This window comes from Luteitalea sp., assembly GCF_044337415.1.
Classification (GTDB): Bacteria; Acidobacteriota; Vicinamibacteria; order Vicinamibacterales; family Vicinamibacteraceae; genus Luteitalea.
This window is the reverse complement of sequence record NZ_JBIINP010000128.1, coordinates 1-12120: the sequence shown is the minus strand read 5'-3', so window position 1 is coordinate 12120 and position 12120 is coordinate 1. Positions and strand designations below refer to the sequence as shown.

The following is a 12120-nucleotide window of genomic DNA, read 5'->3' as shown; positions in this document are numbered from 1 at the left end:
TTGCCGTCGCCCTTGCCATCGGCCTGGTGGCAGGCGACGCAGTAGGTCTGGTAGAGCTGCGCGCCCTCGGCCAGCGCCACGCCGCCGATGACGTCCTTCTGCTCGTCTGGCTGCCGGATGTGCGCCTGCGTCGCCTTGCGCTCGGCCATCCCGGCCAGCTGCGCCGCGCCGAAGGCCGCCCGGTTGCCGCGATAGCTGATCTTCCAGATCTTCCCCTTGACGCTGTCGCTCACGTAGATCGACCCGTCGGGTCCCTGCGCCAGCCCCATGGGCCGCGCCAGGGCGTCGGTGGTGTTGGGGATCGGGTCGATGCCGGCAAACCCGTCAGCGAACACTTCCCAGTCGCCGGACGGCACGCCGTCCTTCATCGGCACGAACGCGACGATGTAGCCGGCCTGCGAGTACGGCACGCGGATCGTGCTGCCGTGGAACGCGATGAACGCGCCGTGTCGGTAGCGCTCGGGGAACTGGGTGCCGTCGTAGAACAGCAGGTCGTTGGGCGCGAAGTGGCCCGGGAAGCCGATGAGCGGCCGGGTCAGGCTCGCGCCCTGGCCCTCCTTCTTCCCGTCGCCGCCGTACTCGGGGTTCAGCAGCTTCTTGCCCTGCATCCAGTCGAAGTAGTAGTACGGCCACCCGCCGTCGAAGCCCTTCGTGACCCGGAAGAACTCCTCCGAGGGCAGCACCGCGCTCTGCCAGCGCGAGTAGTACTGCGACCACGAGCGGTACAGGTCGTCGCGTCCGTGCTGCAGCGCGTACAGGTCGCGCGCCTGCGGGTTCCACGTCATCGCCACGAGGCTGCGGATGCCGGTCGCGTAGCGGACGCCGTCCTTCTCGGTCTGGCCGGGCCGGCGCGCATCGAACCGCCAGACGCCGCCGTGCCACTCCAGCTGACCACACGGATCGGCGCCAGGGGCGCCTGGCTGCCGGTTCTTGTCCTGGCACGCGTCGCCCGGCGCCCCGAACGGCACATACAGGTGTCCCGCGTCGTCGAACGCGATGGGCTTGGCGATGTGCTCGTACGAGCTGCCTTCGCGCTTGTAGTTGTGCTTGAGGATCAGCTCGACCGACGTGTCGGGGACGAGGCGTCCGGGCACCAGCTTCTGCCGGTAAACCTCGCCGGCCGTCGAAAAGTAGATGTGCCCCTCGTAGAGGCGCATCGCCGTGCCGTAGTCGCCCGTGTCCTCGTACGCCCCGAAGCGCTCGATCTCGTCGGCCCGCCCATCGCCGCCCACGTCGCGCAGGGCAACGATGCCCTTGAAGCCGGCCGGCGGGTCGCCCCACCACGGGCCGCGCAGCTTGACGTAGACGATGCCGTCCGGGGTGACCGCCATGTGCCGGGCGCGGCCCACGCCGTCGTGGAAGACGGTGGCCGAGAAGCCACCCGGCAGCGCCAGTCCTCCGTTGCCGGCAGGCGCGGAAGGGCTGGTGGCCGGACGGCACGCGGCCGTGAGGGCGAGGACGAGGAGGACACCGAGGCGGAAGGGACGCACAGGCCGAGACTTGTACACAAACCGGGGGGGCGTGTCGAGGAGATGCACGCCCGCGACGCCGGCCGGTGCACAATCGGGTCATGCCGTCGCGCGCGCGTGTCTTCGCCCCGCTGCTCTTCGCTGCCAGTGTCGTGGCCCCGTTGGCCGCGGATCAGGCGCCGGCGACCGCGCCGGCCGCCACGCCCGCTGCCGCCCCGGCGCGATCCATCGCACCGCGGATCGAGCGGCTCGTCGATCGGGTGTGGATCGTCGATCAGTCGAGCGGCACGCCGCCCACTGGCGCCCTGTACGTCTTCCTGTCCGACAACACGCTCGCCGTGTCGTCGGCGTCCCGGACGCCGTACGTGGGCACCTGGGCCGAGGACGTCAACGGCCTGGTGTTCACCGAGCGCAACGTGACGTCGAAGGTCGAGGTGCTCGAACTGACGGCGACGGCGCTGCGCCTCCGGATTGCCCCTCCCAAGGGCGCGGCCGTCGAGGTGGCCTTCATCCCCGCCGTCAAGCCGCCCGAGCCGCCGCCGCAGCCGGTGATGCCAACGGTCGCCGCGCCGCCGCCGGTGCCCGTGGGTATCCCCTACCAGTGCGGCGCCGACCGCATCCGCGTGGCCATGGACGAGGGCAAGGTGTACGTGGTGTGGGCCGACGGCACGTCGACGGTGCTGCGGGAGACCGGTGGGGCCGACGCCACGCCCACGCGCCGGATTTACAGCGACGGCCAGGTGCGCCTGATCGAGGACACGAGCGAGTCCTTCACGCGCATCCTCTTTGCCCGCGCCGGATTCCGCCCCCGCCCCTGCACGTCGGCGAGATAGCCGGTCGGGACTCGGGGCGCGCCGACAGCCGACAGCCGACTGCCGACTGCCGACTGCCGACTGCCGAACCTAACTGACCCGCCGCTCGGCCACCAGGCCGCGGCCGGGCTGCGCCAGGGCCCGCGTGAGTGCGGCCTCGAGGTCGCGCGACTTCATCGGCTTGGCCACGAAGTCGTCCATACCCGCCGCAAGGCACGCTTCGCGGTCGCCGAGGATCGCGTTGGCGGTCACCGCGATCATCCACGGCCGCCTCGCCGGATCCGGTTCGGCTGCCACGACGTGGCGCGCCACCGTCAAGCCGTCCACCCGCGGCATCTGCACGTCGAGCAGCAGCACGTCGTAGTCGCGCCGCTCCAGCGCCTCGAGTGCGTCCTGGCCGTCGACGACCGCCTCGACGTCCCACCCCAATTGCTTCAGCATCGCGAGGGCCACCTTGCGATTGACGGCGTTGTCCTCGGCCAGCAGCGCCTGCGGGCGTCGCCCACACGGGAGCGTCGACGTCGGCACACCGCCGGGGTCGACCTGGGCGGGCGCCTCGAGCAGCGCGGCGGGCGCGGCCGGCAGGTCCACGTGGACCCGGAAGGTCGATCCGGCCTGCTCGATGCTCTCCACCTCGATGCGTCCCTGCATCAACTCGATGAGGCGTCGACTGATGGCCAGCCCGAGCCCGGTGCCGCCGAAGCGTCGCGAGGTGGATGCATCGACCTGCGTGAAGGGCTGGAACAGCCGGGCGATCGCATCCGCGGGGATGCCGATGCCGGTGTCGCGGACCTCGATGATCATCGCGTCGGGGCCGGCCGCCGGGTCGCGACGGACCTCGAGGGCGACCTCGCCCTCGTCGGTGAACTTGACGGCGTTGCCGATCAGGTTGACCAGCACCTGCCGCAGGCGGTTGGCATCGCCCACCACCTGCTGCGGCACATCGTCGTCCACGTGACTGGTGAGGGTGAGGCCCTTCTCGGCCGCGCGCGCCGTGAGGATGGCGAGCGTGCCCTGCAGGCAGGTGCGGAGCTCGAAGGGGGCTGGCGCGAGGTCGAAGCGGCCGGACTCGATCTTGGAGAAGTCGAGGATGTCGTCGATGACTGCCAGCAGCGCATCGCCGCTCGTCCTGATCGTGTCGGCGTAATCGCGCTGCTCCGGAGCCAGGGGTGTCTGCAGGAGCAGGCTGGTCATCCCGATCACGCCGTTCATCGGCGTGCGGATCTCGTGGCTCATCATCGCGAGGAACTGGCTCTTCGCGAGACTGGCCTGGGTGGCCTGCTCGGCCAGGTCGCGCGACGCCTCGGCGGCCCGCGCGAGGTCGGCGTTGGTCCGGACGAGTTCGGCCGTCGTCTGCTCGGCGAGCGCCTCGGCGCGCGAGCGGGCGTTGGTCATGGCCAGGCTGAGGAGCCCCACGAGGGCTGACGCGAACAGGCCCACGGTCAGCACCACGGTCGGCAGGATCGTCGCGCCGAGCGGATCGGCCGACGGGCGGGCACGGAAGTCGAAGATCCAGCGCTCGCCATCGAGCTCGAGCGGCGCCCGGCGGGTGAAGGTGCCATCGGCCGCGGCCAGTCCCGTGTCGAAGAGCGGGGCCACGCCGCCCGCCTGGGCGTCCTCGCGGATGGCGAACGCGATGTCGGGGCCACCGGCGTCGACCAGGCCGCGGGTGAGCTCGTCGATGCGGAGCGAGGCGTACACCCATCCCGTGAGTGCGGCCTCGCGCCGTTCGGCGGTGTCGGCAGGGCGTCCCGGCGCGTACACGGGCAGGAACAGCAGGAAGCCTGGCACCTCCCGCGCCCCCTCGATCACCCGGATGCGTCGCGACAGCGCGGCCTCGCCGCTCCGCATGGCCCGCTCTGCCGCCCGGCGACGCGTGGTGCCCGATCCGACGTCGAGACCGAGCGCCCCCTCGTTGCGATGTGCGGGCTCGACCCGGGTCACGACATACAGGTAGGGGTTCTTTCCGCCCCGCTCGACGATGAAGGAAGGCTGCCCTTCGGCCCGGACACGGCGCTCGAGTGCGTCGACGTCGGCGCGGGCGACCCGCTCGACGCGCCCGAGGCCCACGACGCCCTCGTTCATGAAGGGCGCGATGCCCGTGACGAACCGGGCCCAGTCCTCGCTGCTCGCCTCGCCCCTCGCCCCGACGAGGGCGCGCGTCGCGTAGACGGCCTGCTTGGCAGAGGCGAACCGCGCCCGCATGGTGGTGAGCACGCGCTCGGTGCGTTGCTGGAAGAGGCCGGCCTCGGCGCGGTGGACCTGCTCGGCCACGATCTTCCACGCCGCGAGGGTCAGGAGCAGGCACAGGCCGACGGCCGTGGCGGCGGTCCGCCACCCCGTCACGCGCCAGTGCCCCTTCCCTCCGGGGCTGGACCTACCCAAAGTCACCAAAGGGTTATCGGCACATCCGCCTCACGCCCGTAGTGACGGCCGGGCTCGGCGGGAGTACCTTGGCGACATGCGGTTGCCGACTCGTCGCGTCCTGTCCTGCCTGTTGGTCGTCTGCCCCCTCCTCACGGCGGGTGCCGGCGCACAATCGCCCCGTCGGCCCATCACCCATCCGGATCTCTGGACCATGCCACGGGTAGGCGTGCCGGCCATCAGCCCCGACGGCACCAGGGCCGTGGTGGCGGTGCTCGAACCGGCCTACGACGACAAGCAGCAGGCCAGCGACCTGTGGATCGTGCCGACCGACGGCAGTGCGCCCCCGCGCCGGCTCACGAGCACACCCGGCGGCGAAAACGGCGTGGCTTGGAGCCAGGACGGCACCCGCGTGGCGTTCTCGGCCAGGCGCGGAGACGACGAGGCGCCGCAGATTTACGTAATCGACGTGGTGCACGGCGGCGAGGCGCAGCGGGTGACGCAGGTGTCCACCGGCGCCCGCGCGCCCCGGTGGCGCCCCGACGGCACGGCCATCCTGTTCACCAGCGATGTGTACCCGGGAGCCCGGACGGATGCCGAGAACAAGGCCGCCGCCGCCGAGCGCAAGGCCCGCCCGTACACGGCCCGCGTCTACGACAGCTTCCCGGTCCGCGACTTCGACCGGTGGCTCGACGACCGGCATGCCAGCCTGCTGCTACAGCCCCTCACGCCTGGCGCCCCGGCGCGCGACCTGCTGGCCGGATCCGCGCTGGTGACCGGCCCCGGTTTCAGCGGACAGGTCGGCAGCGGCGCCGAGAACATCGCGGCCGCGTGGGTGCCCGACGGATCGGGCGTGGTGTTTGCGGCCTCGGTCAACCGCGCCGAGGCGGCCCGCGCCGAAGTGGTCACGGCGCTGTGGTTCGTCGATGCGGCGGGCGGGGAACCACGCCGGCTGACGCCAGGCGAGGAGTCCTTCGGGGCGCCGACGTTCAGCCCCGACGGCTCGACGCTCTACGCCGTGATGGAGCCCGCGTCCGACCGTGTCTACGTGATGGGTCGGCTGGTGCGGTTCGCATGGCCAGCCATGGGCACCGCCCGCCAGGTCGCTCCGGCGTTCGACCGTCCCATCGCGTCGCCTCAGGTGACGGCCGACGGCGCCCGCCTGGTGTTCACGGCCGAGGATCAGGGCCACGAACGGCTCTACACGCTGCCTTCGACGGGCGGCACGCCGGTCGAGGTCGGGTCACTCGACGCAGGCACGCTGACCGGCGTCGACGTGGGCGGGCCGGCCGCCGCTCCCACGGTGGTGGCACTGTGGCAGAGCGCCGCCCATCCGCCCGAGGTCGTGCGCGTGGACCTGGCCACGGGCGCCAGGACGCCGCTCACGCGGTTCACCGAGTCGCGGGTGGCGGCGCTGGACCTGCCGCGCCCCGAGGCCTTCTGGTTCACGAGTTCGCGCGGCACCCGGGTGCACAGCCTGCTCGTGCGTCCGCCGAACTTCGACCCCGCGAAGAAGTACCCGCTGTTCGTCGTGATGCACGGCGGCCCGCACGGCGCCTGGCGCGACGAGTGGGTACTGCGCTGGAACTACCACCTGCTGGGCGCGCCCGGCTACGTCGTGCTGCTCACCAACTACATCGGATCGACGGGGTTCGGCGAAGCGTTCGCCCAGAAGATCCAGGGCGATCCGCTCGAGGGACCGGCCATCGAGATCAACGAGGCCGCCGACGAGGCGATCAGGAGGTTCCCCTTCATCGATGCCACCAGGCAGGTCGCGGGCGGCGCGTCCTACGGCGGACACCTCGCCAACTGGATGGGCGTGACCACAACCCGCTATCGGGCCCTGGTCAGCCACGCCGGGCTGTTCGACCTGGCGGCCCAGTGGGGCACCAGCGACATCGCCTACTCGCGGGAACGCAACATGGGCGGGCCGGTCTGGAAGGATCCGGCCACCTGGGCGAAGCAGTCGCCGCTGTTCCGCGCCGACAAGTTGAAGACGCCGATGCTGGTCACCGTGGGCGAGCGCGACTACCGCGTCCCAGCCAACAACGCCCTGCAACTGTTCGTATCGCTGCAGCGCCAGCAGGTGCCCAGCCGCCTCATCGTGTTCCCCGAGGAGAACCACTGGATCCTGCGGGCCGAGAACAGCCGGTTCTTCTACCGCGAGGTGCACGGCTGGCTGGCGAAGTGGCTCGGGGCGAACTAGGTCAGGGCTCACGGCTCAGGGCTCAGGGCTCAGGCAAGCGACGCGCGCTCCCCGCTCCCCGCTCCCCGATACCCGATACCCGGTACCCCGTACCCGGTACCCAACGCCCGGCTGCCCGATTCGGGCAGCCGCACGTTCCGCTAGCACTAAGTAGGACTGGCGCTCCCGCGTCGCGTGCCGCAGCATCGAAAGGCCAAAGATGCGGCGTATTGCCTCGTAATGGCTGGGGTAGACTGCCTGCGCGGCTGATCGCGTCCATTCGGCCGCCCTATCGAGAGGACTCTCCCATGCGTAGCCTCGGACATCGCGCCGCGGCCCTGCCCGTTGCCTGCCTGTTGGCCAGTGGACTGCTGGCGGGCTGCGCCGCCGCCCCCCGCCAGAAGCCGCTCCGCACGACCGCCGTCGATACGGGGGGCGAATCGACCGCCGCCGTGCGCAAGCAACTGGAAGGCGCGTGGTCGCTGGTCAGCTTCACGGTCTTCGACGCGGCGGGGGCGCCCAAGACCGTCCAGGCGACCGGGCGCCTCACGTACGACGCCTACGGCAACCTCGAATTGTCGGGGGCCCTGCCCGACGCCGCGGCTGCCGGAGCGGGTGCGAACGCCCTCGCGATGAAGGGCCGGGCGGTGGTGGATGCCGGCGGCAAGCGCATCGTCCTCGCCGATGTGAGCGGCAACGTCGCTCCCGACGCGCTGCCGACGACCATGTCGCCCGACAAGGTGCGGCACTACTCTTTCGAGGGCGACACGCTCTCGCTCGAGACCCGCGATGGCGCGCGCGTGCTCGCGCGCACCGTCTGGAAGAAGGCTCAGTAATCGTCATGAACGCACGTCTCCCCCACGCCCCGTCGTTCGCCAGAGCCGCGTCGCTCCTGCCACTGTTCCTGGTGGCGGCCTGCAGCAAGCCGGCGCCGCCGGCCCCGCCACCACCGGTGGTCGCGGTGAAGGCCATGCCGGTCATCGAGCGCACCACCGACATCGCCAACGAGTACGTCGGCGAAGTGCGGGGCTCGGAGGAAGTGGAGGTCCGCTCGCGCGTCACCGGCGTGATGATGAGCAAGCACTTCGTCGACGGGTCGATCGTCAAGAAGGGGGCCCTGCTGTTCCGCGTCGACGACCGCGAGTTCCGGGTGCAGCTCGCGCAGGCGCAGGCCCAGGTGGCCGAGGCCGAGACGATGCTGCAGAAGGCGCGCGAGGACGTGGCGCGCTACGCGCCGCTGGTGAAGACACAGGCCATCGCGCGCCAGATCTACGACAACGCCCTGGCCGCCGAGAAGCAGGCAGCGGCGCGCGTCGAGGCGGTCAAGGCCGGCATCTCGGCCGCGAACCTCGCCATCGAGTACGCCACGGTGACGGCCCCGATCACGGGCCGCATCGGCGAGGCGCTGCTGATGCCCGGCGGTCTCGTGGCCGCGGGCAACACGGTGCTCGCGAAGATCTCGCAGGACAACCCTGCGTGGGTGTACTTCAGCGTCGCCGAGGCGCAGCTGCTGGAATTCACGCGCCGCTTCGCCGCACCCGTCGACCGCGCCGCCGCGCTCGAGCGCCTCAAGCGCGTCACGCTCACGCTGGCCGACGGCAGCGAGTACCCGCTCCCGGGCACCATCAACTTCGGCGACCGCGCCATCGACCCGAAGACGGGGTCCTACACGCTGCGCGCCCAGTTCGACAACACCGGCGGCCTGCTGCGCCCCGGGCTCTACGGCCGCATCAAGCTCATCAGCGATCGCGTGGAGAAGGCGCTCCTCGTGCCCGATCGCGCCGTGCAGGAGCAGCTCGGGCAGTACTTCGTGACCGTGGTGGGCGCGGGCGAGAAGGCCGAACTTCGACCGGTGAAGCTCGGGGCACGCACCGCCAGCTACGTGATCGTGACGTCGGGCCTCAAGGCAGGCGACCGCGTCGTCGTCGAGGGCACGCTGAAGGCGCGTCCGGGTACGACGCTGCAGGTCTCGCCAATCACGGAAGCGGAACTCGCCGACACCACGGCTGCGGCCGCCGCACCTGCCGCCGGCGCGGCGAAGTAGGCCAGACCAGCCATGGCCCGCTTCTTCATCGACCGGCCGGTCTTCGCGATCGTCATCTCGCTGTTCCTCGTGCTCGCGGGCACGCTCACGCTGTTCTCGCTGCCGATCGCGCAGTTCCCGAACATCGCGCTGCCCACGGTCACGGTCAACAGCTACTACCTCGGCGCCAGCTCGGACGTCGTCGAGGAGGCCGTGACGACGCCGATCGACCAGAAGATCAACGGCGTCACCGACATGCTGTACATCAAGTCGGTGAGCGGCAACGACGGCTCGTCGGTCATCACGGTGACCCTCGACCTCTCCCGCGACCCCGACCTGGCCGCGGTGGAGGTGCAGAACCGCGTGTCGCAGGCCAACTCCTCGCTGCCGTCCGAGGTGATCAACGCGGGCGTCACCGTCAACAAGGTGTCGCCCGACACGCTGATGTTCCTGTCGGTGTACTCGCCCGACGGCACCTTCGACCAGCAGTTCACCAACAACTACACGCTGCTCAACGTCGTCGACGCGCTCAAGCGCGTGCGCGGCATCGGCGACGTGAAGGTGTTCGGCGACCCGTTCGGCATGCGCATCTGGCTGCAGCCCGACAAGCTGGCGTCGTACGGCCTGACGGTCGACGACGTGGTGCGGACCATCCGCGAGCAGAACGTGCAGGCGCCCGCCGGCACGCTCGGCCAGCCGCCGGCGCCGAAGGATCTCGCGATCCAGTACCCGGTGCGGGTGAAGGGCCGCCTGACCGACCCGAAGGAGTTCGCGGACATGATCCTCACGAGCACGCCCTCGGGCTCGTTCGTGCGGATCCGCGACGTGGGCACGGTGGAACTCGGTGCCAAGGGCTACAACTTCCAGACGACCTACAAGCGCAAGCCGGGCACGGTCGTGTCGATCGCGCTGGCGCCGGGCGCCAACGCGCTGCAGTCGGCCGACGGCATCAAGAAGGAACTCGAGGCCCTGAAGGCGCAGTTCCCCACCGGCCTCGACTACCAGATCGTCGTCGACAACACCGAGTTCGTGACCGCCTCGATCGAGGAGGTCGTGAAGACCTTCGAGGAAGCCCTCATCCTCGTGCTGATCGTCGTGTTCATCTTCCTCCAGAGCTGGCGCGCGACGCTCATCCCGATGCTGGCCGTGCCGGTGTCGCTGGTGGCGACGTTCATCGCCTACTCGGCGCTCGGCTTCTCGGTGAACACGCTCTCGCTGTTCGGCATGGTCCTGGCCATCGGCATCGTCGTCGACGACGCGATCGTGGTGGTGGAGGCGGTCGAGCACATCATGGCCCACGAGAAGCTGTCGCCACTCGAGGCCACCCGCAAGGCGATGGACGAGGTGTCGGGCCCGGTGATGGCCATCGCGCTCATCCTCGCGGCCGTGTTCGTGCCGATGGCGTTCATCCCGGGCATCACCGGGCAGCTGTACAAGCAGTTCGCGCTGACGGTCGCCGTGTCGGTGCTGTTCTCGGCGCTCGTCGCGCTCACGCTGACGCCGGCGCTGTGCGCGCTGATGCTGAAGCCGAAGCCGCCGGTCGGCACGAGCCGCAACCCCATCACGCGCTTCTTCGAGGCGTTCAACCGCGGCTTCGACTGGCTGACCAACGTCTACGGGCGGGGCGTGAGTGCCGCCATCCGCGGCAGCCTCGCCACCATCGCGTTGATGGGCGTGGTGTTCTTCGTCATCTCGCGCCTGTTCGCGATCGTGCCCGGCGGGTTCGTGCCCGACGAGGACATGGGCTACTTCTTCGTGCAGACGGTCCTGCCGGAGGGCGCGTCGATCGAGCGCACGCGCGCGGTCATCGACCGTGCCGAGGCGACCGTGCTCGAGCACCCGGCGGTGGAGTCGGCGATCTCGATCATCGGCAACGACCTCGTGTCGGGCACCGCCGCGCCGAACGCCGGATTCGTGGTGGTGCGCCTGAAGCCGTGGGAGGAGCGCCATGCGCCGGAGCTGCAGTTGCGCGCGGTGTTCGGGCAGCTCGCGCGGCAGCTGGCGGCGATTCCCGAGGCCATCGTGGTGCCGTTCAACCCACCGCCCATCCCGGGCCTCGGCAACACCGGCGGCCTGTCGTTCATGCTGCAGGCGCCCGGCGGCACGCCCCCGGCCGAGTTGATGGCGGCCACGCGCGCCTTCCTCGCCGAGGCGCAGAAGCGCCCGGAGATCTCGCGCGCGAGCACGAGCTTCTCGGCAGGGACGCCGGCCTACAACCTCGACGTCGATCGCGAGAAGGCCAAGAAGCTGGGCGTGCCGATCAACTCGGTGTTCACCTCGCTGCAGGCGTTCCTCGGCGGCGTGCAGGTGAACGACTTCAGCCGCTTCGGCAGTAACTACAAGGTGCTGGTCCAGGCCGCGCCCGAGTACCGGCGCGACATCTCCGCGCTGCGCAACATCTTCGTGAAGTCGGCCACCGGTGAACTGGTGCCGATGGACACGCTGGTGAAGCCGAAGCCCGAGACGGGCACCCGGTTCCTGCAGCGGTACAACCTGTTCCGCACCGCCGAGATCAGCGCCTTGCCGGCCGCCGGCTACAGCTCGGGGCAGGCCATCGCGGCGTTCGAGGAGATCGCGGCCACCACGATGCCTCCCGGCTACCGGTACGAGTGGACCGGCCTGGCGCGACAGGAGAAGGAAGCGAGCGGCGGCGCGACCGGCGTGTTCATCCTGTCGATCCTCGTGGTCTTCCTGTTCCTCGCGGCCCTGTACGAGAGCTGGGCGGTGCCCTTCGCGGTGCTGCTGGCGGTGCCCCTCGGCGTGCTCGGCGCACTCGGGTCGCTGTGGCTCGTCGGCCTCTCCTTCAACGTGTACGCGCAGATCGGGCTCGTCACGCTGGTCGGCCTCGCCGCCAAGAACGCGATTCTCATCGTCGAGTTCGCCAAGATGAACCGCGAGAGCGGCATGCCGCTGCGCGAGGCGGCGCTGCAGGGCGCGAAGCTGCGCCTGCGGCCGATCCTGATGACCTCGCTGGCGTTCATCCTCGGGTGCATCCCGCTCGCGAAGGCGAGCGGCGCGGGCGCCGCGTCGAAGGTCTCCGTGGGCATCCCGGTGATCGGCGGCATGATCGCGGCGACGGTGCTGGCGGTCTTCACGGTGCCGGTGCTGTACGTGCTGATTCAGGGCATGGCGGAGAAGTTCACGGGGCCGCCTGCGCCGAAGTCGCCCCCCGCCGGTCACGACCACGCGCCTGCCGCGGCGGTCGCGGAAGGAGGCCACTGATGAAGGCCTTCGGCAGACGGCAGTCGGCGGTCGGCAGTCGGCAGT

The 12120-nt window shown here is 70.6% G+C and carries 7 protein-coding genes; 5 read left to right on the top strand and 2 right to left on the bottom strand.

Features of this window, described 5'->3' with window-relative positions:
* The coding region (locus ACIRDX_RS15935) for a PQQ-dependent sugar dehydrogenase (protein WP_396626423.1) at positions 1 to 1490 on the bottom strand (1490 nt) is incomplete at its 3' end.
* A gap of 80 nt (positions 1491 to 1570) precedes the next feature.
* Here ACIRDX_RS15935 and ACIRDX_RS15930 point away from each other — a divergent pair.
* Positions 1571 to 2302, top strand: coding sequence for a hypothetical protein (locus tag ACIRDX_RS15930; protein WP_396626422.1), 732 nt, complete (start codon positions 1571 to 1573; stop codon positions 2300 to 2302).
* A gap of 69 nt (positions 2303 to 2371) precedes the next feature.
* Here ACIRDX_RS15930 and ACIRDX_RS15925 read toward each other — a convergent pair whose 3' ends face one another.
* The gene (locus ACIRDX_RS15925) at positions 2372 to 4627 is read right to left on the bottom strand and encodes a CHASE domain-containing protein (protein WP_396626421.1); all 2256 of its coding nucleotides are present in this window, start codon (positions 4625 to 4627) and stop codon (positions 2372 to 2374) included.
* 232 nt (positions 4628 to 4859) lie between these two features.
* Between ACIRDX_RS15925 and ACIRDX_RS15920 the strand changes: the two genes are divergently transcribed.
* From ACIRDX_RS15920 to ACIRDX_RS15905, 4 genes are all read left to right on the top strand, one after another.
* A complete protein-coding gene (locus ACIRDX_RS15920; protein ID WP_396626420.1) occupies positions 4860 to 6851 on the top strand; it encodes a S9 family peptidase in 1992 nt (663 codons plus the stop codon).
* Positions 6852 to 7138: 287 nt separating this feature from the next.
* Entirely contained in the window at positions 7139 to 7666 is a 528-nt protein-coding gene (locus ACIRDX_RS15915) for a hypothetical protein (protein ID WP_396626419.1), read from the top strand.
* 5 nt (positions 7667 to 7671) lie between these two features.
* The gene (locus ACIRDX_RS15910; protein WP_396626418.1) at positions 7672 to 8874 is read left to right on the top strand and encodes an efflux RND transporter periplasmic adaptor subunit; all 1203 of its coding nucleotides are present in this window, start codon (positions 7672 to 7674) and stop codon (positions 8872 to 8874) included.
* A 12-nt stretch (positions 8875 to 8886) separates the two neighbouring features.
* Complete coding sequence (locus tag ACIRDX_RS15905) at positions 8887 to 12075, top strand: efflux RND transporter permease subunit (protein WP_396626417.1); 3189 nt, start codon at positions 8887 to 8889, stop codon at positions 12073 to 12075.
* The last annotated feature ends 45 nt before the right edge of the window (positions 12076 to 12120 follow it).